At 60.5% G+C, this 25,363-nt stretch carries 22 protein-coding genes; 9 read left to right on the top strand and 13 right to left on the bottom strand.

Translation table 11 applies throughout. The features are described 5' to 3' along the window. Positions 1 to 64: 64 nt before the first annotated feature. Both HXW87_RS14115 and HXW87_RS14120 read right to left on the bottom strand, forming a co-directional pair. Positions 65 to 820, bottom strand: a complete 756-nt coding sequence (locus HXW87_RS14115) for an anti-sigma factor (protein WP_047291633.1) — start codon at positions 818 to 820, stop codon at positions 65 to 67. Next, positions 817 to 1,323 (bottom strand): RNA polymerase sigma factor, encoded by a 507-nt coding sequence (locus tag HXW87_RS14120; RefSeq protein ID WP_239779099.1) that lies wholly within the window; start codon positions 1,321 to 1,323, stop codon positions 817 to 819. Before HXW87_RS14120 ends, HXW87_RS14115 begins: the two co-directional genes overlap by 4 nt. Positions 1,324 to 1,561: 238 nt before the next feature. Between HXW87_RS14120 and HXW87_RS14125 the strand changes: the two genes are divergently transcribed. The 5 genes from HXW87_RS14125 to HXW87_RS14145 all read left to right on the top strand — a co-directional run bounded on the left by HXW87_RS14125 (position 1,562) and on the right by HXW87_RS14145 (position 7,042). Then, positions 1,562 to 3,139: an amino acid adenylation domain-containing protein gene (locus HXW87_RS14125; RefSeq protein WP_239779100.1), complete on the top strand. Its 1,578-nt coding sequence runs from the start codon at positions 1,562 to 1,564 to the stop codon at positions 3,137 to 3,139. After that, entirely contained in the window at positions 3,136 to 4,470 is a 1,335-nt protein-coding gene (locus HXW87_RS14130; protein ID WP_239779101.1) for a hypothetical protein, read from the top strand. Before HXW87_RS14125 ends, HXW87_RS14130 begins: the two co-directional genes overlap by 4 nt. A 50-nt stretch (positions 4,471 to 4,520) precedes the next feature. Further along, complete coding sequence (locus tag HXW87_RS14135) at positions 4,521 to 5,288, top strand: enoyl-CoA hydratase-related protein (protein ID WP_239779102.1); 768 nt, start codon at positions 4,521 to 4,523, stop codon at positions 5,286 to 5,288. Between the two features lie 117 nt (positions 5,289 to 5,405). Beyond that, positions 5,406 to 6,500: a catalase family peroxidase gene (locus tag HXW87_RS14140; RefSeq protein ID WP_182404258.1), complete on the top strand. Its 1,095-nt coding sequence runs from the start codon at positions 5,406 to 5,408 to the stop codon at positions 6,498 to 6,500. Beyond that, positions 6,497 to 7,042, top strand: a complete 546-nt coding sequence (locus tag HXW87_RS14145) for a cytochrome b (RefSeq protein ID WP_047291646.1) — start codon at positions 6,497 to 6,499, stop codon at positions 7,040 to 7,042. The genes HXW87_RS14140 and HXW87_RS14145 overlap by 4 nt, the downstream gene beginning before the upstream one ends. Here HXW87_RS14145 and HXW87_RS14150 read toward each other — a convergent pair. Further along, positions 7,039 to 8,238: an MFS transporter gene (locus tag HXW87_RS14150; protein WP_239779103.1), complete on the bottom strand. Its 1,200-nt coding sequence runs from the start codon at positions 8,236 to 8,238 to the stop codon at positions 7,039 to 7,041. The genes HXW87_RS14145 and HXW87_RS14150 overlap by 4 nt on opposite strands. 148 nt (positions 8,239 to 8,386) lie before the next feature. Further along, entirely contained in the window at positions 8,387 to 9,538 is a 1,152-nt protein-coding gene (locus HXW87_RS14155; protein ID WP_047291650.1) for a M14-type cytosolic carboxypeptidase, read from the bottom strand. A gap of 98 nt (positions 9,539 to 9,636) precedes the next feature. On the opposite strand from HXW87_RS14155, the gene HXW87_RS14160 reads away from it, so the two are divergent. Then, positions 9,637 to 9,801 (top strand): hypothetical protein, encoded by a 165-nt coding sequence (locus HXW87_RS14160; protein ID WP_239779104.1) that lies wholly within the window; start codon positions 9,637 to 9,639, stop codon positions 9,799 to 9,801. Between the two features lie 219 nt (positions 9,802 to 10,020). Here HXW87_RS14160 and HXW87_RS14165 read toward each other — a convergent pair whose 3' ends face one another. Continuing rightward, complete coding sequence (locus tag HXW87_RS14165) at positions 10,021 to 10,359, bottom strand: DUF3077 domain-containing protein (protein ID WP_003223691.1); 339 nt, start codon at positions 10,357 to 10,359, stop codon at positions 10,021 to 10,023. Between the two features lie 131 nt (positions 10,360 to 10,490). On the opposite strand from HXW87_RS14165, the gene HXW87_RS14170 reads away from it, so the two are divergent. After that, complete coding sequence (locus tag HXW87_RS14170) at positions 10,491 to 11,150, top strand: S24 family peptidase (RefSeq protein ID WP_239779105.1); 660 nt, start codon at positions 10,491 to 10,493, stop codon at positions 11,148 to 11,150. Between the two features lie 39 nt (positions 11,151 to 11,189). On the opposite strand, the gene HXW87_RS14175 is transcribed toward HXW87_RS14170, so the two are convergent. From HXW87_RS14175 to HXW87_RS14190, 4 genes are all read right to left on the bottom strand, one after another. Next, positions 11,190 to 13,139, bottom strand: coding sequence for an acetyl/propionyl/methylcrotonyl-CoA carboxylase subunit alpha (locus tag HXW87_RS14175; RefSeq protein ID WP_239779106.1), 1,950 nt, complete (start codon positions 13,137 to 13,139; stop codon positions 11,190 to 11,192). Further along, positions 13,139 to 13,954, bottom strand: a complete 816-nt coding sequence (locus HXW87_RS14180; RefSeq protein WP_239779107.1) for a gamma-carboxygeranoyl-CoA hydratase — start codon at positions 13,952 to 13,954, stop codon at positions 13,139 to 13,141. Before HXW87_RS14180 ends, HXW87_RS14175 begins: the two co-directional genes overlap by 1 nt. A gap of 120 nt (positions 13,955 to 14,074) precedes the next feature. Beyond that, on the bottom strand, positions 14,075 to 15,682 hold the full coding sequence (locus HXW87_RS14185) for a carboxyl transferase domain-containing protein (RefSeq protein ID WP_239779108.1): 1,608 nt from the start codon (positions 15,680 to 15,682) through the stop codon (positions 14,075 to 14,077). Positions 15,683 to 15,695: 13 nt separating this feature from the next. Then, the gene (locus tag HXW87_RS14190) at positions 15,696 to 16,859 is read right to left on the bottom strand and encodes an isovaleryl-CoA dehydrogenase (protein WP_047291661.1); all 1,164 of its coding nucleotides are present in this window, start codon (positions 16,857 to 16,859) and stop codon (positions 15,696 to 15,698) included. Positions 16,860 to 17,219: 360 nt separating this feature from the next. On the opposite strand from HXW87_RS14190, the gene HXW87_RS14195 reads away from it, so the two are divergent. Then, positions 17,220 to 18,914, top strand: coding sequence for an AMP-binding protein (locus HXW87_RS14195; RefSeq protein ID WP_239779109.1), 1,695 nt, complete (start codon positions 17,220 to 17,222; stop codon positions 18,912 to 18,914). A gap of 752 nt (positions 18,915 to 19,666) precedes the next feature. Here HXW87_RS14195 and HXW87_RS14200 read toward each other — a convergent pair. From HXW87_RS14200 to HXW87_RS14210, 3 genes are all read right to left on the bottom strand, one after another. Beyond that, positions 19,667 to 20,566 (bottom strand): hydroxymethylglutaryl-CoA lyase, encoded by a 900-nt coding sequence (locus tag HXW87_RS14200; RefSeq protein ID WP_047291664.1) that lies wholly within the window; start codon positions 20,564 to 20,566, stop codon positions 19,667 to 19,669. 147 nt (positions 20,567 to 20,713) lie between these two features. Next, the gene (locus HXW87_RS14205; RefSeq protein ID WP_047291666.1) at positions 20,714 to 21,115 is read right to left on the bottom strand and encodes a MerR family DNA-binding transcriptional regulator; all 402 of its coding nucleotides are present in this window, start codon (positions 21,113 to 21,115) and stop codon (positions 20,714 to 20,716) included. 197 nt (positions 21,116 to 21,312) lie between these two features. Then, complete coding sequence (locus HXW87_RS14210) at positions 21,313 to 22,242, bottom strand: LysR family transcriptional regulator (protein ID WP_041075049.1); 930 nt, start codon at positions 22,240 to 22,242, stop codon at positions 21,313 to 21,315. Positions 22,243 to 22,399: 157 nt separating this feature from the next. Here HXW87_RS14210 and HXW87_RS14215 point away from each other — a divergent pair, with 157 nt between their 5' ends. After that, positions 22,400 to 23,629: an acyl-CoA dehydrogenase gene (locus tag HXW87_RS14215; RefSeq protein WP_239779110.1), complete on the top strand. Its 1,230-nt coding sequence runs from the start codon at positions 22,400 to 22,402 to the stop codon at positions 23,627 to 23,629. Between the two features lie 130 nt (positions 23,630 to 23,759). Here HXW87_RS14215 and HXW87_RS14220 read toward each other — a convergent pair whose 3' ends face one another. Then, the gene (locus HXW87_RS14220; RefSeq protein WP_095666962.1) at positions 23,760 to 25,094 is read right to left on the bottom strand and encodes a phosphate ABC transporter substrate-binding/OmpA family protein; all 1,335 of its coding nucleotides are present in this window, start codon (positions 25,092 to 25,094) and stop codon (positions 23,760 to 23,762) included. Positions 25,095 to 25,363: the final 269 nt, after the last annotated feature.

A 25,363-nucleotide genomic window follows, 5' to 3' on the forward strand; every position in this document is an offset into this window, starting at 1 on the left:
ATGATTGTTGAATGGCACACCGTATTCGCGAGCAAGCTCGCTCCCACAGGGGATTTGTGGGCTCTCAGAATTGCAGTGATTGTCTCAATTGCTGCGCCGCCGGCGAGTCTGTCGGGCTGACCATCGCATAGTTGTACCCGCCGCCGGACCAGTAATCGGCCTGCAGATCGCCGTCGCTGCGGCTGCCGCGTGGCAGGAAGGTGTTTTTCGGCCCCGGTGGCCGCACGTAGAAACTGACCTTGTGACCGCTGCGATCCTCATACATCACCATCGCCGCCGGACCTTCGTCGGTGCTGAGCAGACGGCCGCTGACCGGTTCGAAGCCGGCGGATTTCAGATCCGGCAAGCGACTGGCCTGAGTGAAATACCGATCGAGCCAATGCTGCATGTCGCCGTCACTGTCGACTTTATAGTCCGCCGGCAATATTCCCTGCTGTGCAATCAGTCGATAGGCCTGCAAGGCATCGGTCATTGGCAGCACAGAGGCGCGCGCGAGGGTCATTTCCCGCGCCTGCCAGCCACTGAAACCACCGAGGCCGACCGCGATCAGCAACACTGCCGCGCTGGCCAGATGACGCCGTGATTGACGCTTGAGACGCTGGCGAATCTGCGCCGGATCCAACTGCGGATTCGTCGGTTGCTGCAACGCACCGCCCAGCGCAGCGCGCAATTGTTGGGCATCCTGCTGCCAGGCGCGAACCTGTGCGGCGGTGTCCGGATGATTGGCCAGCCAGGTGTCGAGGATGCGCCGATCGGCCTCGCTGAGTTGATGGTCGACGTACGCGTGCAGGTCGCGTTCGCTGGGGGGCATGCTGATCATTTGAGTATCCGCAAGGAAGGGCTGCTGATTTCGCCGTCGCTGAGCTGGCGCAAGGCCTGACGAGCGCGGGACAGACGCGACATCACTGTGCCGCTGGGGACGTTAAGGATTTGCGCGACTTCCTTGTAGCTCAAGCCTTCCACCGAAACCATCAACAGCAGGGCTCGCTGTTCAGCAGGCAGGCGATCGAAGGCTTGCAGGGTCGATTGGGCGATCACCGTGCGCTCGGTCGAGGGCTCGGCGTCATCGCGACCGGTGAAGAATTCGAGCATCCGCGCATAACGACGGGAGCGCCGATGGGCGTCGAGAAACTGCCGATAGAGGATTGCGAACAGCCATGCACGCACGTCACCCTCGGCGCGTTTGCTGCTCCAGCCGGACAAGGCCCGTTCAAGGCTGGCCTGCACCAGATCGTCGGCGCTGGCGCCATTGTGCGTCAGAGACAGGGCGAAGCGCCTCAGACGGGGAATCAACTCACGCAGGTGTTCGTCGAGTGTGTTCATGGAAAGCGGCATGCCTGGGGTAGAAACGGCGGTATTGATTAGCAAGACGTCGCTTGCTGCAGGTTATTCCATGAATCTGCGTGAAAGTTTTTTTTCTTAATTGAGTAGGAAAGTTCGTCGCGTTTTGTAGTCAGCGTAATAATGTTGCATGTCCCGGCTCAACGGGTTCGACATGCGCAGGCAGGCAACCTCGCCGAATGCGCTTTGTCGCCCGATGAGATAAAGGGGGACCTTTTTTATGCAAGCTTTCGCAATTTCCAACCAGCCGCAATCCCGTGCGGGAATTGATAGTTCATGGCAACGTTTTGGGTGTGGCCCGAAAGCCACACCGGCATTTGCTCTGATTCACCACGCCATTGAGGCGCAAGCGGTGCGCATGCCCGAGGGCATCGCGGCTCACTGTCGGGGCGAGACAATCACCTATGGCGAATTGAACCGGCAGGCCAATCGCCTCGCCAGGCATCTGCTTGAGCAAGGGGTGGCCGCTGGCGATCATGTCGCGCTGTTTGTCGAGCGCTCGATTCCTATGCTGGTGGGGATGCTGGCAACACTGAAAATCGGCGCTGCCTACATTCCTCAGCATGTGGGGATCACACCGACGCACCAGTTGCAGCACATCATGAAGGTCGCCCGCACGCGCATCGTACTGACGCTCTCGGAGCTGGCGTGCGCAATCCCGCTGACGGCACTGCAGCACTGCATACACCTCGATACCTTTATCAAGACGCCGTCATCGCAAGCTGATGAGCACAACCCCGCCGGTCAACAGATTTCGGCCGATTCGCTGTGCTTCGTGCTGTTCACCTCGGGTACGACCGGCGTACCCAATGGCGTACGTGTCACGCAACGTAATGTCTGCAATATCCTGCTGACCGCCCCGGGCAACCTCGGTATAGAGCCGGGATGCAAGGTCGGACAAATCCTCAACATTGCCTTCGACATGGCGGCTTGGGAGATTTTCGGGTGTCTGGCCCATGGCGCAACGTTGCTGATTCGCGGCAAGAACATCGCCGCGACAGCTGAGCAGTGTGATGTGCTGATCGCCACGCCGTCGATTCTTGCCACGCTGGAGCCGGAACGTTGCACCCGCGTGAGGGTGGTGGCGCTGGCGGGTGAGCCTTGTCCGCAACCCCTGGCAGATCGCTGGGCATCGTTTTGCCAGTTCTATAACGCCTGCGGGCCGACCGAAACCACCATCGTCAACACCATGCAGCGCTATCGGCAACCTGGCGCCTTGACCATTGGCAAGCCGACGCCGAACAACACTGTGTATGTGCTGGATGAGGCAGGGCAGTTATGCGCGCCCGGTGAGCCGGGCGAAATGTGGGCGGGCGGGGATTGTGTGACGGCAGGTTATCTGGGCAATCCGCAATTGACCGCTGAACGCTATCGCGCTGACCCCTTTCTCGGTGAAGGCCGCATGATGTTCCGCACCCGAGACCTGGGCCGCTGGACGCAGGACGGTGAGTTGGAGCACCTGGGACGGATCGATGACCAGGTCAAGATTCGCGGTTTTCGTGTGGAACTTGACTCGGTTTCCACTGCGCTTGAGGCATCCCCGAGCTGCGAGCGGGCGGTTACGTTGAAACTCGACAATCGCAACCTGGTGGCGTTTGTCTATCCGCGCACCACGGACATCGTCGCTGCCCGCCATTGCTGCGAACAGCGCTTGGCCTATTACTGCGTGCCGACTCTCATTCTGGCGGTGGACAACATTCCGCTCACTTCCCGAGGCAAAGTCGACAAGCGTCTGTTACTCGAATGGGCCATGGCGCATCAACTGCAGCAGAGCAACGCTCAGGAGGCGGGGCAATGAGTCGGCTGGATGCGGGCCTGGTCTTGCCCCCCCGGCGGGCACTTTGGCGGCGGTTGGGCTCGCTGCCGGTGTTTTCCCACTACAACCGTTTGTTTGCGCTGGTGCTGATCGTCAATGTCGCAGCGTTGGGCCATGGTCTGACCGCTGGGCAATGGTGGACAGGCGACAGTCTCGCATTGCCGACGCTGTCTGGCTGGGTCACGGCGAATCTGTCATTGGCGATTCTGGTTCGCCAGCAGTACCTGATCAATCTGCTGTTCTGGCTCGCAACCCGCGTCCCCACTAGCTGGCCGCTGGCAATTCGGCGCTCGCTGGCCAAGGTTTATCATTTTGGTGGTCTGCACAGCGGTGGTGCGGTTGCCGCGATCGTCTGGTTTGCGCTGTTGTTGGCGGTGATGCTCCAGGATCGATTCGCGGGGCCGGGTACCGTCTCGATGACGCTGTTGGCTGTCAGTGGCAGCCTGCTCGGTGTACTGTTGTTGATGGCGATCATGGCACTGCCGCGCATTCGCTCGACGTTCCATAACGCGTTTGAACGAACCCATCGTTTTGGCGGCTGGACGGCACTCGGGCTGTTTTGGGTGATGACACTGATCGCCGCCCGTGATCAGAACCCGAAGACGAGCCTGCTGCAGATGCTCGGCGACTCGACTTCGTTCTGGATGCTGCTATTACTGACGTTCAGCATCGTCCTGCCGTGGCTGCGCCTGCGCAGGGTGCCGGTGACACAGGTAAAGCCGTCGTCGCATGTGCTGATTGCAGGATTCGAGCATCTGACGCCGTTCGCCGGATCGTCCACGGCCATCAGCCTCAATCCGCTGTGGGAATGGCATTCATTTGCCAATATTCCTGCGCCGGGCCAGCCTGGTTTTCGCTTGATCATTTCCCGCGCGGGCGACTGGACGGGGCGCTTGATTGATCAGCCATCGACTCATGTCTGGGTCAAGGGCATCGCTACCGCAGGTGTTGCCCACATTGAAACGCTGTTCAAGTCGGTGGTGTATGTCGCGACCGGCAGTGGCATCGGTCCGGTGTTGCCGCACCTGCTGGCACAACAAGTGCCGATCCACCTGATCTGGTCAACCCGCAGCCCGCGCAAGACCTATGGCGATGAACTGGTGGACGAAATTCTTCGGGCGCAACCCGGTGCGCATATCTGGGATACCGACCTATCGGGTAAGCCGGATCTGGTGGCGTTGGCCTACGCGGCCGTCCAGGCAACCGGTGCCGAGGCGGTGATCTGCATTTCCAATCAGACACTGACTGAACGTGTTGTCGAGGAAATGGAGGCGCGAGGCATTGCGGCCTACGGCGCCCTCTGGGACTCCTGACGACCGCGCCTGTGACGTACTGAAATTTTCCCTTGTTTGAAGAGATTGTCATGAACCTGTTGATTGAACGACATGGGCGAGTTGCCCTGATTCGACTGAACCGCCCCCAAGCCCGAAATGCGCTGAGCACGTCACTGATGCAGGAGTTGCTGGCGACGTTGCAGTCGCTGGACAGCGATCCGCAGGTGGGCTGTTTCGTCATCGCCGGGACGAAGGACTACTTCGCTGCGGGCGCGGATATTCGTGAAATGTACGACAAGAGTTGTGCTGACATGATCCGCGATGACTATTTCGCCGATTGGGAGGCCTTTTCGCGGCTACGCACACCGAAAGTCGCAGCGGTTAGCGGTTACGCATTCGGCGGTGGCTGCGAGCTTGCCATGATGTGTGATGTGATCATTGCGGCGGACACCGCGCAGTTCGGATTGCCGGAAATCAGGCTCGGGGTCATGCCTGGAATGGGCGGCACCCAGCGTTTGACCCGCTTGATTGGTCGTGCCAAAGCCATGGACATGATTCTGACCGGACGCTCGCTTGGCGCCGCGCAAGCTGAGCAGGCCGGTCTGGTATCGCGGGTGACCGATTCCGCCGAGGTGTTGACGCAAGCATTGGCCGTCGCGCAACAGATCAGTGGTTTTCCGCGCACGGCGGTGCGTGCGGCACGGGAGGCCGTAGACCGCGTTGATGAATCGGGCTTGCGCGAGGGCATTGTGTTCGAGCGCCGTTCCTTCCATGGCTTGTTCGCGACGCCGGGGCAACGGGAAGGCATGCGGGCATTTCTGGAGAAGCGTGCGCCTCGATTTGAACTGGACCGCTAGTGGTTTGAATACGTCGCTCGCGATCAGATGAAAGAAACTACAGTTCAAAGGGAATAACCCTGCGAGACGAACGTCTCATAGCACCTTTCCCTATGGCCGATGGCCCTGGAGTCTTTCATGGTTGATCGCACCTCACCCCCGGGCGGGCCGCAGCGTCCGCCCTTGAGTGGCGCAAGCCTGGTGCTGCGTCTTGGCGGCATCGCGATAGTTGTCGCGGCTGTCGCCGGGGCGTTTGCCTACGTTCACGGTAACCTTGACCCACAACGTCTGACGCCCAAGGCGCTGGTCGATGTGCTAGAGAAAAACAACGGCGTGCATCCCGGGTTCCGTCGCAACCACGCCAAAGGCGTGTGCGTGATCGGGCATTTCGAGAGCAGCGGCGAGGCGCGGGCGTTTTCTGCCGCGCAGGTGTTCAACGAGGCGCGGACTCCGGTGGTCGGGCGCTTCGCATTGCCGGCGGGCAATCCCTACGCCCCGGACAGCAGCGTGCCGATCCGCAGTCTGGCGCTGCGTTTCAGCCAGGCCAACGGCCAGCAATGGCGCACCGGGATGAACAGCATGCCGGTGTTCCCGGTCGGCACGCCTGAGGCGTTTTATCAATTGCAGCAGGCGCAGTCGCCGGATCCGGTCACGGGCAAACCGGACCCGTCGAAGGTGCCGGCATTCTTCGCCGCGCACCCTGAAGCCGTGCCGTTCCTGACGTGGGTGAAGACCGCCAAACCCTCGGCCAGCTATGCCACCGAAACCTACAACAGCGTGAATGCGTTCTATCTGGTCAGCGCCAGCGGGCAGAAGCAGGCGGTGCGCTGGAGCGTCACGCCACTGGCGCGCGATGCCGCCGGAGCAACAGCGCCGGAGGGCGCGGATTTTCTGGAAAAGGATTTGGTGCAGCGACTGGCCGAAGGGCCGTTGCGCTGGCAGTTGAACATCACCTTGGCCAACCCCGGTGACCCAGTGAACGATGCAAGCAAAACCTGGCCCGACGGCCGCAAAGTCATCAACGCCGGCACGCTGGTACTGGAGAAGACCCAGCCGCAGCTCAGCGGTGAATGCCGTGACATCAATTACGATCCGCTGGTGCTGCCCGCCGGTATCGAAGGCTCCGACGACCCATTGCTCGCTGCGCGTTCCGCCGGTTACGCCGATTCCTACCTGCGGCGTACCAGTGAAGTCGGCCAACTGCCCGCCGCCAAACAGGAGGCTCGCCCATGAGCACGCAACCGACTCATTTCGCGCTGTTGGCGCGGCTCCTGCACTGGCTGATGGCGGTCATGATCATTGCCATGTTGTTCATTGGCGCCGGCATGGTCACTTCGGTCTCACAGCGGCATGAATGGCTGATTCACCTGCATAAACCGCTGGGGATTGCGATTCTGCTGCTGGTAGTGGTGCGTCTGTTGGTGCGCTTTTCCACCCGACAGCCCCCGCTGCCCGCGGATCTGCCGGGTTGGCAAGTGATGGCGGCCAAGGCGTCGCATGTGTTGTTGTACGCTTTGATGCTGGTGCTACCGGTGCTCGGTTGGGCGATGATCAGTGCGTCGGGGGAGCCGGTGATGCTCAGCAATACCTTGCAATTGCCGTCGATCCTGCCGGCCGATGCGCAGGTGTTTGCCATGTTGCGCAAGGCGCATGGTTATCTGGCGTACCTGTTGTTCCTGACCGTGCTGTTACACCTGGCGGCGGCGCTGTTCCACGGTTGGGTGCGCCGCGACGAGGTGCTCGACAGCATGTTGCGTGGTCGCGAGCGCGATTAACCGGCCTGTGTGGCGCACCGCTGCGGCGCGCCACTTTTCAGGGTCAGCCACCAGTAACCCAGCGCCAGCGCATTGATAGCGGCGCCGAGCAGGCACACGCCGCTCCAGCCGGCCCACGCGTATGTCGCCGTGGAAAGGATTGAACCCACGGCGCTGCCAATCGAGTAGAACAGCATGTAGCCGGCAGTGAGGCGGCTTTGCGCTTCGGGGCGCACGCTGTAGATCATGCTCTGGCTGGTGACGTGTACGGCCTGCAAGCCCAGATCCAGAGTGATCACCCCCAGCAACAGCGCCCATAACGAGGACTGGGTGAGGGCGATTGGCAGCCACGAGGCGAGCATCAGCAGCAGCGACACACCACTGACCCATTGGCCCAGACCGCGATCGGCGAGATGTCCGGCGCGTGCTGCAGCCAGTGCCCCGGCGGCGCCGGCCAGTCCGAACAGGCCGATTTCGCTGTGGGACAACGACAGCGGCGGGGCGGCCAGCGGCAGTACCATCGGCGTCCACAGGACCATGGCGCTGGCGAAGGTCAGCAGGGCGAGGATTGCCCGTTGTCGCAGCACCGGCTCTTGTTTGAACAGGCGGAACACCGAGACGATCAGCGCCCCGTAAGCGCTGGACGGTCGCGCGGACTCATGCCTGGGCAGGACGCGCAACAGTAGAATGGCCATCAGCAGCGTCAGCCCCGCCGACAACAGATAAATCGCCCGCCAGCCGGCCAGATCAGCCATGGCACCGGCCACGGTACGGGCGAGCAGAATACCGACGACGATGCCGCTGGTGACCACGCCGACCACGCGACCGCGTTGCGCCGGGATGGCCAATGTCGCGGCGTAGGCCACCAGCACTTGCGTCACCACGGCGAGCAAACCGGTCAACGTCATGCCGAGCAGCAACCACAGACTGTTGGGTGCCAGCGCAATCATCAGCAGGGCGACTGCCGAGAGCAGGGTCTGGGTGACGATCAGCCGCCGACGGTTGAGCAGATCGCCGAGGGGAACCAGCAATACCAGACCGATGCCGTAACCGATCTGCGTCAGGGTAATGACGATGCCGATGCTTGCCGGTGACATGGCGAAGGCCTCGGCCATGGCGTCCAGTAGCGGTTGCGCGTAATACACGTTGCTCACGGCCAGACCACAGGCAATGGCAAACAGCAGCACCACGCTGCTTTTGAGCGGTTGAGGTTGCATGCCCTGATTCCTTTTTGGGTTTCAAATTAAAACCAGAATCAAAGTAAGTATTCTGGTTTTAATTTGCAACCTTGCCGGTCATGGCATTTGATCGCGCAAAAAAAAGATCGCAGACAATGCTGCGATCTTCGGGTGGAGCGGGGAGGGATCAGCGCAGGGTGTCGACCATATCGGCGATGGTGGTCAGCACGTCTTTGCCCAACTGTTTCGAGCGCTTGCCCGACCAGCCCGTTTCTTTGTTCGGATGATCGTCGTGATCCTTGAACGGCATTTCCAGGGTCAGCGACAGGCAGTCGTATTTCTGACCGACCGCGTTGCAGGCCAGCGTCATGTTGGCCTGGCCCGGTTCGTCGCGGGTGTAGCCGTACTGGGTCTGGAAGTCCTTGGTGGTGTGCTTGAGGTGCGTGCGGAAATGCTCTTCGAGCTTCTCGATGCGCGGTGTGTAACCCGGGTTGCCTTCACAACCGGCAGTGAACACGTGGGGGATTTCCTCGTCACCGTGTACGTCCAGGAACAGATCGACGCCATACTTTTCCATCTGCTGTTGTACGAAAAGTACCTCGGGGCTGACGTCCTGACTGGCGCTCTGCCAGGCGCGATTCAAATCCTGGCCCATGGCGTTGGTGCGCAGGTGACCGTGGAAGGCGCCGTCCGGGTTCATGTTCGGCACCAGATACAAATCGGCGCTGGCCAGCAATCTGTTCAGCACCGGATCGTCGTGGCGTTCCAGGCGCTCGATCACGCCTTCCATGAACCATTCGGCCATGTGCTCGCCCGGGTGCTGTTGCGCGATGATCCAGATTTTGCGCTGGCTTTCGGCGCCGCTGCCCTTGCGCAGCAACTGAATGTCACGCCCTTCGACGCTCTTGCCGGTGGCCAGCAGTTCGGTGCCGGCCTTGGTCAGCGCCTGCTCGATCAACCAGTCATGACGACCGCGGCTGTAGGGTTCGAAGTAGGCGAACCAGGCGTGGGTTTGTTCGGCTTCAAGGCAAAAGCGCAGGCTGTCACCTTCGAAGCTGGTGGGAATGCGGAACCAGTTGACGTGGTCGTAGGAAGCGACAGCCTGATAGCCGGTCCAGGCCTTGTTGTAGGAGGATTGGCTGGCGTTGACCAGGCGAAACCAGTGCTCTTGATGAACATGCAGGCCGCTGGCCTTGAAGTGGAACCACTGAAAATGCGCGCTGCGGGTATCCGGGCGGATGGCCAGAACCGGGTTGAGCGGATTGGAGATGTCGATGACTTGGATGTTGCCGCTGTCGAAGTTGGCGCTGATGTCGAACGAAGATTTGGCCACGGTCATAATCGATTCCTGAATATGATTTTTATGGCGGCTACTTTACACGCAAGACTGAGCTGAGACCGAGGGAAATTGCGGCTTGCGGTAGGGGGGCGTCTTCCGTGACGCGCAAGCAGCTTAGAGACTGTGCGATTGATTCTCAAGTGCTAATTGTCATTGGTTTGCGCCAATCTGGCCGGGCCAAGCTTGCCAAGCGATATTCTTTTGATATTATCCGCGCCATCGAATTTGCAGCACCCACAGACTTCATTAGCCTGAAGCCATAAGCCCGAAAAACGGGCAAAAAAAGACCCGGCAAAAAGCCGGGTCAAAAACCGTGATTAGCCTGATGAGGAGATAGTCCAGAAGACCGACCTAAGGTCTCTGGTCCATCGACTGATCTCGCGATCAGCTGCTTGCAATAATAATCATTATCATTTGCAAGTCAAACGTTTTTATCTGCGCGATTGGAAAATTCTTTCCTGTCCGCTCACTTCCCGTGTTCGTCAGAGCTGCTCGCCATCAATCGAATGGTCGACCATCGCTCGCGCCATATCCACCATATGCACCACCGAAAAGGCCAGGTCACGGCTCGCGCCCTGCAGGTTTTCGGCTGCCTTGAAGGCGGTGGCCGCTGCGCAACGCAGCAGATCCGACGCATGCACCAGCGCCTCCTCGCCGCTGAGATGGCGTTTCACATCAAAAAAACGCTCATCGACCTCGGGTTCTGACACAGCTGGTTTCAAGTAATAGTCCAGCGCTCGCTGCGCTGCCGCGTTGCCTTGAGGGGAGGTGAACGTGGTGTCCATTTGCAGATCGGGCAAGTCTTTGCTGCTGATATTCATGGTGAAGGGTCACTCCTTGTTCGATTGAAAGTCCGTGCTTTCAGGATAGTACGATGCGTAGTTGTGACCAGAATTTAAATACTACAATATGTGTTTTGCCGGCCGAAGGCGGGGCAAGTAAGGTGCCGCACATGGATAAATGGATTGAGTTGGTCAAGGCCAAGATGAGTGAACTCAAAATCACTCAAACAGAGCTCGGAGAGCGCGTCGGCATGTCCCAGGGCGGCATCGGCCATTGGCTGAACAAACGCCGCGAACCGGGCATCACCCAAATGAACCGCGTGTTGCAGGCGCTGGGCATGGACTTCCTCGAAGTCGTGCTGGTGATCCGTGAACCGCAGGAAGCGGCGGATGACGAAATGCCATTGGCACAGAAGTACAACCCGTACTTCCGCTACCCGGTCAGTGACTGGTCCACCTCGTGCGAAATCCGCGAGAGTGCAGCCACAACCTATGCTGCGACGCAGGACAAGCAGCGCTTCGAACTGACGGATTATCACGCCCGTGGTGCGGCGTTCTGGCTGACGGTGGCGGGGGACTCCATGACCGCACCGACCGGCCAGAGCATTGCCGAGGGCATGCTGATTCTGGTTGATCCGGAGGTGGAAGCGCTGCCAGGCAAACTGGTGATCGCCCAGTGGCAAGGCTGCGCTGAAGCGATCTTTCGCAAGCTGGACGAAGAGGGCGGCCAGCGTTATCTGGTACCGCTCAATCCGACCTGGCCCAAAGCCTTGTTCACCGATGAGTGTCGAATCATTGGCGTGGTGGTTCAGGCCACAGCGCGTTTCTAGCCAGATCGATCCTCGCTCGGCGCAGGATCGATCCTCTGGCTACACGGCTTCCAGTTCAACCAAAGCGCTGCCTTCACTGACCATTTCGCCTTCCTGGCAATACAGCGCTTTGATCACGCCAGCATGGGGCGCGCGAATGCTGTGCTCCATCTTCATCGCCTCCAGCACCACCAGTTGCGCGCCGGCCTCGACCGATTGCCCGGCCTCCACCAACACCCGCACGATGCTGCCGTTCATGGGCGCAGTCAGACCGCCCTGATGGCTGTGGCTGGCGTCGACGGCGCTGATCGGGTCATACGTCTGAATACGCCGTAACTCGCCGTCCCATTGCAGGTACAGCGAATCGCCCTGGCGAATGGCACGCAAGGTGCGGCGCACGCCGTCGCGCTCGACCACCAGCGCTTCATCGGACAGCGTAGCGTTGCTGGCGCTATTCAGCGTCAGTGCCCGATCCTGACCCTCGCAGCTCAAGTGCAGAGTGATTTCCGCCGGCAGACCCGCACGCAAACCTCGGTTCAAGGCCCACGGCGACCCCGGATCATCGCCCCGAACAGCGCTCGGTAAACCCTGTGCAAAAGCCTGTGCTGCGGTCTGCCAGAATTCATCGCTCAGTTCACCCGGAGCAGGCAGCAGCGTTTCCTGATACCGCGGAATAAACCCGGTATCCAGCTCCGCGGCGGCAAACGCTGGATGCGCGATGATCCGCCGCAGGAAGTTGATGTTGGTCTTCAAACCGCCGATCGCGAACTCATCGAGCATGCTCAACAGCCGCAGCCGCGCCTGCTCGCGATCCTCGCCCCAGGCGATCAGCTTGCCGAGCATCGGGTCGTAGAACGGCGAAATTTCATCGCCTTGCTCAACACCGCTATCGACCCGACGCCCTGGTCCCGCAGCCGATTCACGATACAAATCCAGGCGGCCGGTGGCGGGCAGGAAATCATTCGACGGGTCTTCGGCATACAGGCGCACTTCAATCGCATGGCCATTGAGCGGCACCTGATCCTGGGTGATCGGCAACGCTTCGCCGCGCGCCACACGAATCTGCCACGCCACCAGATCGAGTCCGGTGATCGCTTCGGTGACCGGGTGTTCGACCTGCAAGCGCGTGTTCATCTCCATGAAGAAGAATTCGCCGCGCGCATCCAGCAGGAACTCCACGGTCCCCGCGCCGACGTAACCAATCGCCTGCGCCGAACGCACCGCCGCTTCGCCCATGGCGCGGCGCAGCTCCGGGGTCAGGCCCGGGGCCGGGGCTTCTTCGACAACTTTCTGGTGCCGGCGCTGAATCGAACAATCACGCTCGTTGAGGTACAGGCAGTTGCCATGCTGATCGGCGAACACCTGAATTTCCACATGGCGTGGTTTGAGCAGGTATTTCTCCACCAGCATCCGCGAATCGCCGAATGACGACTGCGCCTCACGCTGCGCCGAGGCCAGGGCTTCGGCCAATTGGCTGACGTCCTCGACCACTTTCATGCCTTTGCCACCGCCTCCGGCCGTGGCCTTGAGCAGCACCGGATAGCCAATACGTGCGCAGGCATCGCGGAAGGTATCGAGATCCTGCGCCTCGCCGTGATAGCCCGGCACCAGCGGCACACCGGCGGTTTCCATCAACGCCTTGGCCGCCGATTTGCTGCCCATCGCGTCGATGGCCGAGGCGGGTGGGCCAAGGAAAATCAGCCCGGCCTGTTCAATGGCACGGGCGAAACCAGCGTTCTCCGACAGAAAGCCATAACCCGGATGAATCGCCTGCGCGCCGCTGGCTTTGGCTGCTGCGATCAGTTTGTCGATTTGCAGATAGCTGTCAGCGGCTTTGCTGCCGCCGAGATCAACGCGGATATCTGCTTCCCGGGTGTGCCGCGCTTCGCGGTCGGTGGCGCTGTGCACGGCGACGGTGGTCAGGCCCAGCGCCTTGGCGGTACGCATGACCCGGCAAGCGATTTCGCCACGGTTGGCCACCAACAGGGTGGTGAGAACAGGTGCGCTCATCAACGCGGCTCCTTGGGGGTGGTTGCAGCCTGCCAGCTTGGCGGACGTTTTTGCAGAAAGGCGCGCAAGCCTTCCTGGCCTTCAGGGCTGACGCGGATACGTGCGATGGCGTTTTCGGTGTAACGGCGCAACGCCGGGGTCAGCGCACCGTTACCGACTTCGCGCAGCAGATCCTTGCTGGCGCGCATCGCGGCGGGACTGTTGAGCAGCAGGTTGTCGATCCATTGTTCGACCGCTTGATCAAGCCCGGCGGCCGGGTAGCTCTCGGACAACAAACCGATTTCCCGCGCACGCTGTCCGCCGAAACGTTCAGCGGTCAGGGCGTAGCGACGCGCAGCCCGTTCGCCGATGGCCTGCACCACGAACGGACTGATCACCGCCGGGGCCAGGCCGATGCGCACTTCCGACAGACAGAACTGCGCGTCATCGCTGCCAATCGCCATGTCGCAGCAACTGATCAGACCCAGCGCGCCGCCGAACGCCGCCCCTTGCACCACGGCCAGGGTCGGGATTTTCAGTTTGGCGAGGTTGTACATCAGTTCCGCCAGCTCGCGGGCATCGTCCAGATTGGTGTGGTAATCGAGTTCGGCCGACTGCTGCATCCACGCCAGATCGGCGCCGGCGCTGAAGTGTCTGCCACGCCCGCGCACCAGCAGGAAACGCAGGCTGGCGTCGCTGGCAACCTTGTCCAGCGCCAGAATCAGTTCGCGGATCATTTCGGCGTTGAACGCGTTGTTCTTTTCTTCGCGGCTCAGCCACAGGGTCGCGAAACCCCGTGGATCGCTCTGCAATTCGAGGGTGTTGAAGTCGCTCATATTCTTCCGTCTCCACGGTTCTTGTGGGAGCGAGCCTGCTCGCGAAAGCGGTGTATCAGTCGAAGTATCCGGAGCTGACAGACCGTCTTCGCGAGCAGGCTCGCTCCCACAAAAAAAGCATCACATCCGGAACACGCCGAAGCGGCTCGGTTCGATAGGCGCGTTCAGCGACGCAGACAAGGCCAGAGCTAGCACGTCACGAGTCTGCGCCGGGTCGATGACGCCGTCGTCCCACAGTCGTGCGCTGGAATAGTAAGGGTGACCCTGCTCTTCGTACTGATCGAGAATCGGTTGTTTGATCTCGGCTTCCTGTTCCGTACTGAAGGCTTGGCCGCTGCGTTCGGCCTGCTCGCGTTTGACCTGCACCAGCACGCCCGCGGCCTGCTCGGCACCCATCACGCCGATGCGCGCATTCGGCCACATCCACAGGAAACGCGGATCGTAAGCGCGCCCGCACATGCCGTAGTTACCGGCACCGAAACTGCCGCCGATGATCACGGTGAATTTCGGCACCTTGGCGCAGGCCACCGCCGTCACCAGCTTCGCGCCGTGCTTGGCGATGCCGCCGGCCTCGTATTTCTGCCCGACCATGAAGCCGGTGATGTTCTGCAGGAACAGCAGCGGAATGCCGCGCTGGCAGGCCAGTTCGATAAAGTGCGCGCCTTTCTGCGCGGCTTCGGCAAAGAGAATGCCGTTGTTGGCGAGGATCGCGATCGGGTAGCCGTGCAGGTGCGCAAAGCCGCACACCAGCGTGGTACCGAATAAGGCTTTGAATTCATCGAACACCGAGCCGTCGACCAGCCGCGCAATCACTTCGCGCACGTCGAACGGCTGTTTGGCGTCGGCGGAAACCACACCGTACAACTCATCGCTGGGGTACAGCGGCGCAATCGGCGTGCGCTGCTGCACTTCACCGAGCTTGCGCCAGTTGAGGTTGGCGACGCTGCGGCGAGCGAGGGCGAGGGCGTGTTCGTCGCTCTCGGCGTAATGGTCGGCAACCCCGGAAATCTTGCAGTGCACATCGGCACCGCCGAGGTCTTCAGCGCTGACCACTTCACCGGTCGCGGCTTTCACCAGCGGCGGGCCGGCGAGGAAGATCGTTGCCTGATTGCGCACCATGATCGCTTCATCCGCCATCGCCGGCACATAAGCGCCGCCAGCGGTGCACGAGCCCATGACCACGGCGATCTGCGGAATGCCCATCGCGCTCATGTTGGCCTGGTTGAAGAAGATCCGGCCGAAGTGCTCGCGATCCGGGAACACCTCGTCCTGACGCGGCAGGTTGGCGCCGCCCGAGTCCACCAGATAGATGCACGGCAGGCGGTTCTGCTGGGCGATGGTCTGCGCGCGCAGGTGTTTTTTCACGGTCAGCGGGTAGTACGAGCCACCTTTCACCGTCGCGTCGTTGGCGACGATCATGCACTCGACGCCTTCGACTCGGCCGATCCCGGCGATCACGCCGGCGGCGGGAACGTCTTCGCCATACACCGCGTGTGCGGCGAGCTGGCTGATTTCCAGAAACGGCGAGCCCGGGTCCAGCAGGCGATTGATCCGCTCTCGCGGCAGCAGTTTACCGCGCGAGGTGTGGCGTTCTTGGGCTTTCGCGCCGCCACCTTGCGCCACGTGGGCGAGCAGGGTGTGCAGGGCGTCGACCTGTTCGAGCATTGCTGCGCTGTTGGCGGCGAACTCCGCTGAACGGGGGTTGAGCTGGGTATGCAGGATAGCCATGGACAGCTCCGTTTTAGCGGGTTTCGTTGAACAGTTCGCGGCCGATCAGCATGCGCCGGATCTCACTGGTGCCGGCGCCGATTTCGTAAAGCTTGGCATCACGCAGCAGGCGCCCGGCCGGGAATTCGTTGATGTAGCCGTTGCCGCCGAGAATCTGGATCGCGTCGAGGGCCATTTGCGTCGCGCGTTCGGCGGTGTAGAGGATCACCCCGGCGGCGTCCTTGCGCGTGGTTTCGTTGCGCTCGCAGGCCTGGGCCACGGCGTAGAGGTAGGCGCGGCTGGCGTTGAGCTGGGTGTACATGTCGGCGACTTTGCCCTGGATCAGCTGGAATTCGCCGATGCTCTGACCGAACTGCTTGCGGTCATGGATGTACGGCACGATCAGGTCCATGCACGACTGCATGATCCCGGTCGGGCCGCCGGACAGCACGACGCGCTCGTAATCGAGGCCACTCATCAGCACTTTCACGCCGCCGTTGAGCACGCCGAGAATGTTTTCTTCCGGCACTTCGACGTCATCGAAAAACAGCTCGCAAGTGTTGGAGCCGCGCATGCCGAGCTTGTCGAACTTGTTGCTGCGGCTGAAGCCTTTCCAGTCGCGTTCGACGATGAATGCGGTGATGCCGTGCGGCCCTTTTTCCAGGTCGGTCTTGGCGTAAATCACGTAGGTGTTGGCGTCAGGGCCGTTGGTGATCCAGGTCTTGCTGCCGTTGAGCACGAAGCGGTCGCCGCGCTTGTCGGCGCGCAATTTCATCGAAACCACGTCGGAACCGGCGTTCGGCTCGCTCATGGCGAGGGCGCCGACATGTTCGCCGCTGATCAGCTTGGGCAGGTATTTGCTTTTTTGTTCGTGGTTGCCGTTGCGGTTGATCTGGTTGACGCAAAGGTTGGAATGCGCGCCGTAGGACAGCGCCACCGAGGCCGAACCGCGGCTGATTTCTTCCATCGCCACCACGTGCGCCAGATAGCCCAGGCCCGCACCGCCGTACTCTTCCGGCACGGTGATACCCAGCAGGCCCATGTCGCCGAACTTGCGCCACAGGTCGGCCGGGAACAGGTTGTCGTGGTCGATCTGCGCGGCGCGTGGCGCGATCTGATCGGCGACGAAGGACTGAACCTGATCGCGCAGCATGTCGATGGTTTCACCGAGGGCGAAGTTCAGGGATGGGTAGCTCATGGGTCACCTTTTGGCTTTTTTGTAGGGTGGGGAGGGCAGTCGAACGGCTCTCACCTTTACGTTAACGTAAGCCTGCGCTGGTTGGCTGTCAATCACCCTTTACGTTAACGTCAACTTGAGCGAGAGTAGGGGCACCTCAGGATTGAAAGCGGACTGCTTTTTTATGGGCGAGAGCTTGTGTGGCGAGGGGATTTATCCCCGATGGTTGGCGAAGCCGACCCAAAACCTGTGAATGCGGTTCGACAGGAAAAGCTGAGGGTGCGCTTCGCACACCATCGGGGATAAATCCCCTCGCCACAAAGGCCACCCGTAAAAAAGTGAGCTCCGGCTAACCCACTAATAAAGACAATAGGGGTCGTCATGGATCAACCCAGTGCAAACCCGCAGCGCAGCTACACCCGTGGTTCCCAGAGCAAAGCCTTGCTGGCGATGACCATCGGGCAGAAGTTCGACGAGACCGTCGCGCAGTACCCGGACGGCGAGGCGCTGGTGGTGCGCCACCAGCAGCTGCGTTACACCTGGCGGCAACTGGCCGACGCGGTGAACGTGCATGCCAAAGCGCTGCTGGCGTTGGGTTTGCAGGCCGGTGACCGGCTCGGCATCTGGGCGCCGAATGGCGCGCAGTGGTGCATCACTCAGTTCGCCACCGCGAAGATCGGCGTGATCCTGGTCAACATCAATCCGGCTTATCGCAGTTCCGAGCTCGAATACGTACTCAAGCAATCCGGTTGTCAGTGGCTGGTCTGTGCGGGAGCGTTCAAGAGCTCCAACTATCACGGCATGTTGCAAGGCTTGCTGCCGGAACTGGCCGAGCAATCCATCGGCGAACTGCGCAGCGAGCGCCTGCCGGAATTGCGCGGGTTGATCAGCCTTGATGCACAGCCGCCTTCGGGTTTTCTCCCGTGGTCGCAACTGGCAGATCTGGCCGCCAGTGTCTCTGCCGAACAATTGCGTGAACGCAGCGACAGCCTGCACTTCGACCAACCCGTCAACATCCAGTACACCTCCGGCACCACCGGTTTCCCCAAGGGCGCGACCCTCAGTCACTACAACATCCTCAACAACGGTTACATGGTCGGCGAGAGCATCGGTCTGACCCCGGACGATCGCTTGGTGATCCCGGTGCCGCTGTATCACTGCTTCGGCATGGTCATGGGCAACCTTGGCTGCATCACTCACGCCAGTACGATGATTTACCCCAATGACGCGTTCGATCCGCTACTGACCCTGCAAACCGTCGCCGAAGAAAAGGCCACCGGGCTGTACGGCGTGCCGACCATGTTCATCGCCATGCTTGATCAGCCGCAGCGCGCCGAGTTCGATCTGTCGACCCTGCGCACCGGGATCATGGCCGGCGCCACTTGCCCTATCGAGGTGATGCGCCGGGTCATCAGTGAAATGCACATGAGCGAGGTGCAGATCGCCTATGGCATGACCGAAACCAGCCCTGTCTCCCTGCAGACCGGTCCATCGGGCGAACTGGAACTGCGCGTCACCACCGTCGGCCGCACTCAGCCACAGCTGGAAAGCAAGATCATCGACGAGGCCGGCAACCTGGTTCCGCGCGGCACCATCGGCGAACTCTGCACCCGTGGTTACAGCGTGATGCTTGGTTACTGGAGCAACCCGCAAGCCACCGCCGAAGCCATCGATGAGGCGGGCTGGATGCACACCGGCGACCTGGCGAGCATGAACGATGAGGGTTACGTGAATATCGCGGGGCGTAACAAAGACATGATTATTCGCGGGGGCGAGAACATTTACCCGCGTGAGCTGGAAGAGTTTTTCTTCACTCACCCGGCGGTGGCGGATGTACAGGTGATCGGCATTCCGTGCTCGCGTTACGGTGAGGAGATCGTTGCCTGGATCAAATTCCACCCCGGCCACCATGCCTCCGAACTGGAACTGCAAACCTGGTGCAAGGAGCGCATCGCGCACTTCAAGACGCCGCGTCATTTCAAGTTTGTGGAGGAGTTTCCGATGACGGTTACGGGCAAGATCCAGAAATTCCGGATGCGTGAGATCAGTATCGAGGAGCTGAAGGCGCTGCATTGAAGATCAAAAGATCGCAGCCTGCGGCAGCTCCTACAGGGGATCGGTGTAGGAGCTGCCGCAGGCTGCGATCTTTTAAAAACACAAATCCAAGAAAGCACAAAGGGGAGCCGAAGCTCCCCTTTAATTTTGTCGTCGCGTGCTCTTTTTTATTATTGAGGGGCGGNCGGTGTAGGAGCTGCCGCAGGCTGCGATCTTTTAAAAACACAAATCCAAGAAAGCACAAAGGGGAGCCGAAGCTCCCCTTTAATTTTGTCGTCGCGTGCTCTTTTTTATTATTGAGGGGCGGTCTGTTGTTGTTTTTGGCAACCGTGGCCCTTTACCGCTGTTTTTGGCGACCCCCATCCGGGGTCAAGAGCAAACGTATTTTTTTGAGCGCTGATCCGCTTTCTCGTTAAACGATCCAACCGATTCGGGCGCTACCTGAAGGTAGTTTTTATTGTTCTCTGCCCGGTTGCGGGTCACTCCTGAGAGCACCCTGAAAAGCACACCTTCTCCAAAAAAATCTGTTAGCTGCGTCTCTGCCGTGTTGTTTTTGTTATGTCAGAGTCGGTACGTCTTATTTTTATTGGTTTGCTGCTTTTTATTCTTGTTATGCCATAGAGATAGCAGAAGCCGTGCCAACTTTTTAAAACCCTTTTAAATCAATGGCTTGTGATTTTTGTAGGATTTTTCCTTCAGGGCAAACCAGACAATTTGTTTCCGTGTTACTCGACTAGGCCCACGTTTCAGACACGGCGGTAACACCTTCGCCCTTACTGGGCGTTACGGGCCTTGGCCACACGCGAACCGCTCGGGCGACCGAGCACCGCACTGATCTGCTGACCCGCCGCAATCAGGGCGTCGAGGTCGATACCGGTCTTGATACCCAGGCCGTTGAGCAGGTACACCACGTCTTCGGTGGCGACGTTACCGCTCGCGCCTTTGGCGTACGGGCAGCCGCCGAGACCGGCAATAGAGCTGTCGAACACGGCAATGCCTTCCAGCAGGCTGGCATAGATGTTGGCCATCGCCTGGCCGTAGGTGTCGTGGAAGTGCCCGGCGAGTTTGTCTCGTGGGACTTGCGCCGAGACCACTTCGAATAACCGACGGGTTGCGCCGGCAGTGCCGGTGCCAATGGTGTCGCCGAGGGACACTTCGTAGCAGCCCATCGCGTACAGTTCACGCGCAACCATCGCCACTTGTTCCGGCGCGACCTCGCCTTCATAAGGGCAACCCAGCACGCAGGACACGTAACCGCGCACGGTAACGCCATGCTGTTTCGCGGCTTCCATGATCGGTGCAAAGCGCGCCAGGCTTTCGCTGATCGAGCAATTGATGTTGCGCTGCGAGAACGCCTCGGATGCGGCGGCGAATACCGCAACCTCTTTCACACCCGCCGCCAGCGCATCTTCAAAACCGCGCAGATTGGGCGCCAGTGCACCGTAGATGACGCCGGGCTTGCGCTGGATCTGCGCGAACACCTCGGCCGAACCGGCCATTTGCGGCACCCATTTCGGCGAGACAAAACTGCCGACTTCTATATAGCCGAGGCCGGCGGCGCTCAGGGCGTCGACCAGTTGTACCTTGTCAGCCACGCTGATCGGTTGGGCTTCGTTCTGCAGACCATCGCGCGGGCCGACTTCGATCAGGCGTACTTGGGAGGGGAGGGACATGGGATTGACCTGTTGTAATTGTCTGAAGTCTTCGAAGATGCCCCTGTGGGAGCGAGCCTGCTCGCGAGCGATCTGTCATTCAACATCTTTGGCGATTGACCTGGTGCATTCGCGAGCAGGCTCGCTCCCACAAGGGATTTATTTGGGTTACTGAACTGATTGCTGGCCCTTGAGCGTCTGTTCCAACGCCTGCACGCAGCGTTCTTCCGCGGTATCGAGTTCCAGCTTCATCTGTTCGATGTCGAGTAACTGCTGTTCGAGCTGTGCCCGGCGCTCGCTGATTTTCGCCAGCATGCTGTTGAGTTGTTTGGTGTTACCGCTGGAGGGGTCGTAGAGCTCGATCAATTCGCGGCATTCGGCGAGCGAGAAACCAATGCGCTTGCCACGCAGGATCAGCTTCAGACTGACCTTGTCGCGCGGTGAATAGATGCGTTCCTGGCCACGGCGCTCAGGGCTGAGCAGGCCTTGCTCTTCATAAAAGCGGATCGCCCGGGTGGTGATGTCCAGCTCGCGGGCGAGGTCGGAAATGCTGTAGGTCTGGCTGCTCATGAAAGCGCTCGAAAGAAGGTCTTGGCGCTAAGCTAATGGCGAGTTGACGTTTACGTCAAGGTTCAAAATGTATGGCGCCAGTGCTGGCCTCTTCGCGAGCAGGCTCGCTCCCACATTCGGTCGTGTTTCTTCAGATGGAACGCGATCAACTGTGGGCGCGAGCCTGCTCGCGAAGAACGAAAACGCGGTAGCCAGCCTTACACCTTATCGAGCTTCTTCTCCTGCGCCGCCACTTGCTGGCACAACTCGATGATCTGCTCACGCATCCAACGGTTGGCTGGGTCCTGGTCGGTGCTCTCATGCCAGTAAAGGTGAGTCTCCACCGGCGGCACGTCGTTGACTGGAAGGTTGAACGCATGCAAATCGTTGCGCCGGGCAAAACGCTCGGGCACGGTCATGACCATATCGGTCTGCTGCATGACCTGCGATGCCATCAAATAATGCTGCGAGCGCAGGGCGATCTTGCGCTGAATGCCCATTTTCCCCAAGGACAGATCGACATAGCCCAGACCGCTGCGGCGGCTGGAGATGTGGATATGCGTCAGCGACAGGTAATCGTCGAGGCTGAGTTTTTCCTTGCCCGCCAGCGGATGGCCCTTGCGCATCGCACAGACGTAACGGTCTTCCATCAGCTTGACGTGACGCACTTGCGGATCGGTATTGAGTGGCGCATCGACGGCAAAATCCAGGCGTCCGGCCGCCAGTTCCTTGGTGGTCTCACGGCGTTTGGACAGGAAGCTCTCGATGATCACCGTCGGCGCCAGACGCCGCAAACGCTGGAACAGCGGCGGCAGAATCACCGCCTCAGTGAGGTCGGTCATGCTGATGCGGTAAGTCTTCACCGCCTGCGCCGGATTGAAAATCCGGCTCTCCTGCACCGACACCCGCAGCAGCGACAGCGCGTTGCGCACCGGGCCGATGATGTTCTGCGCCATCGGCGTCGGCACCATGCCCTGCGCGGTGCGCACGAACAGCGGGTCATTGAAGGTTTCGCGCAACCGCGCCAGCGCGTTGGACACCGCCGGCTGGGTGATGCCGACAATCTGCCCGGCGCGGGTCAGGTTGGCTTCCGTGTAGATCGCGTCGAAGACGATGAAAAGGTTGAGGTCGACCTTACTCAGATTCATTACGCGGCTTCTCTTGTTCTAGGGGCTGACGATCAGCGGATCATATATCGGTGATGAATGTTTATACACGCCGAGAATAGGCTAGGTAAATTATCAGCGCTGTTCTAGCATCGATTGCATGATCTGAACAACCTCTGCCCATAGAAGGTAATTGCTCATGGATTTCGCTTATTCGCCCAAGGTGCAAGAACTGCGTGAGCGCGTGACCGCGTTCATGGACACTTACGTTTACCCGGCCGAAGCCGTGTTCGAACGCCAGGTTGCCGAGGGCGATCGCTGGCAGCCGACCGCGATCATGGAAGAACTCAAAGCCAAGGCCAAGGCTGAAGGTCTGTGGAACCTGTTCCTGCCGGAGTCGGAATTCGGCGCCGGGCTGACCAACCTGGAATACGCACCGCTGGCCGAAATCATGGGCCGTTCGCTGCTCGGGCCAGAGCCGTTCAACTGCTCGGCACCGGACACCGGCAACATGGAAGTACTGGTGCGCTACGCCAACGAAGAACAGAAACAGCGCTGGCTCGAACCGCTGCTGCGCGGCGAAATCCGCTCGGCGTTCGCCATGACCGAACCGGACGTGGCCTCGTCCGACGCCACCAACATGTCCGCCCGTGCCGTGCGTGATGGCGACGAGTGGGTGATCAACGGCAAGAAGTGGTGGACCTCCGGCGCTTGCGATCCACGTTGCAAGATTCTGATCTTCATGGGCCTGAGCAACCCCGACGCACCGCGCCATGCCCAGCACTCGATGATTCTCGTACCGGTCGACACCCCCGGGGTAAAAATCGTCCGTCCGCTGCCGGTGTTCGGTTACGACGATGCACCGCACGGCCACGCCGAGGTGCTGTTCGACAACGTGCGGGTGCCGTACGAAAACGTCCTGCTCGGTGAGGGAAGAGGCTTCGAAATCGCTCAGGGTCGCCTTGGCCCGGGCCGCATTCACCACTGCATGCGTTCGATCGGCATGGCCGAGCGCGCCCTGGAATTGATGTGCAAACGTTCGGTGAGTCGCACTGCATTCGGCAAACCGCTGGCGCGTCTGGGCGGTAACGTCGACAAGATCGCCGATTCGCGGATGGAAATCGACATGGCGCGCCTGCTGACCCTGAAAGCGGCGTACATGATGGACACCGTGGGTAACAAGGTTGCCAGAAGCGAGATCGCGCAGATCAAGGTTGTCGCGCCAAACGTCGCGCTGCGGGTGATCGACCGGGCGATCCAGATCCATGGCGGGGCCGGGGTCTCGAACGATTTCCCGCTGGCCTACATGTACGCCATGCAACGCACCCTGCGCCTGGCCGACGGCCCGGACGAAGTGCACCGCGCGGCGATTGGCAAGTTCGAGATCGGCAAGTATGTGCCGAAGGAAATGTTGCGTAGCGGTCATTAAGACCGCGTCGCCGGCTTCGCGAGCAGGCTCGCTCCCACATTAAACCGCATTGCAAATGGAAGAACGCGATCACTGTGGGAGCGAGCCTGCTCGCGAAGGGGCCAGCCCATTCAGTCCATGAACATCAGGTTCAATACACCCAAACCTCAACCCGCCGATTCTTGATCCTGCCTTCATCCGCACTGTTCGCCGCCACCGGCATCAGCGCGCCAAACCCACGAACTTCGCGCATCACCACGCCGTTCTTCACCAGTTCGCGACGCACCGCCATTGCCCGCAGTTTCGACAGCAGGTCGGCCCGTGCCGGGTCATCTTTCTCGTCGCCAAACCCCACCAGCGTCACCGCGCGCTCGGTCTTGGCGTGGCGCTTTATATAGTCGAGCACCCGCGCCAGATCCTGCCGCGCCTTGTTGTCGAGGCTGGCGCTGCCCTCCTCGAAGCGGAAGTTCACCGTCAGACGCTGGGCGTGGCGGCTGAGGGATTGATAGCCCTCGGGCATCAGCGCATTCGGGGTGACGGTCATCGCGTGCACGGTCTGGCTGATGAAACCGGTGGCCGCGACAATCTTCTGGCCCTGTGGGCTTTGCGCAAACGCTACCAATGCCGATGCCCACGGATTCTGGTTGCTGGGTGGCAAATAAAAGAACAGGCGCCGCGACAGCGGATAGTCCTCGGTGGCAATCAGGCTGTTGAGCGGCAACATCGATTGCGATGCGCCGTCAGCGATGGCCACGGCTTTGGCCTGGCGTACATACGGCAGGCCGATGAAACCGATGCCTTGCGGATCGTTGCTCACCGCATCGGACAATTGCTCGCTGGATTCGAAGCGTTTCGCACTGGAACTCAGGTGTTTCCCGCGACGAGCCAGCACCAGTTCCTTGAACGTGTCGTAGGTGCCGGACTGATCATCCCGCGCATATAAATGAATCGATCCGCCGTGCCCGCCGAGGTCTTCCCAGGTTTTCACCTCACCGCTGAAGATCCGCGCCAGTTGCTCGGTGTCCAGTTGCTGCAGGGGGTTGCCGGGGTGAAGGATGATCGCCAGACCATCGATGGCAATCACTTGCTCGGCCTCAGCGCTTTTCAGGTCGCCGAGCGCTTCCAGGTTGAGCAGTTCGCTGTCCTTGATCGGGCGTGAGGAGGCGGCGAGGTCGGCGCTGGCGGTTTTCAGTGCGGTGAACCCGGTGCTGGAACCGTGGGCGGCGACTTCAATCACCACCCGTTGGCCTTGCGCAGTCTGAGCGACGATGTGTTGTTCGTTGGCGTTGTCGGGGTTTTCGCGGTGAATCTTCAGCAGACCCTGCTCTTGCAGAAAACCTTCGACCAGCGCCGGGCCGAGATCGGCGCCGATGGTGTTGGAACCCTGAATGCGCAATGCCGGGCCGTTTTCGGGGACGGGCAGGGTGGCGGCACTGACCGTCAGCCATGCACTCGACAGAAAAGCGAACAGAACACGCAGGGTCATGCCGGCACCGAATCAGGCCAAGGGGATTGCCGGGGAGATTAAGTCAGGCGCATGACCAAAACATGACACCGATGAAACTGTGGGAGCGAGCTTGCTCGCGAATGCGGTTCATCAGAAACACATCGGGTGACTGACACTCCGCATTCGCGAGCAAGCTCGCTCCCACAGGAGATTTCAGGCGATTCGAAGGTCAGGCCAGTTCCAGCCAGATCGGCGCATGGTCCGACGGCTTCTCCATGCCGCGCAGTTCGTAGTCCACGCCCGCATCC

This window comes from Pseudomonas sp. Y5-11 (assembly GCF_022368695.1).
In the GTDB taxonomy this organism is placed as follows: domain Bacteria; phylum Pseudomonadota; class Gammaproteobacteria; order Pseudomonadales; family Pseudomonadaceae; genus Aquipseudomonas; species Aquipseudomonas parakoreensis.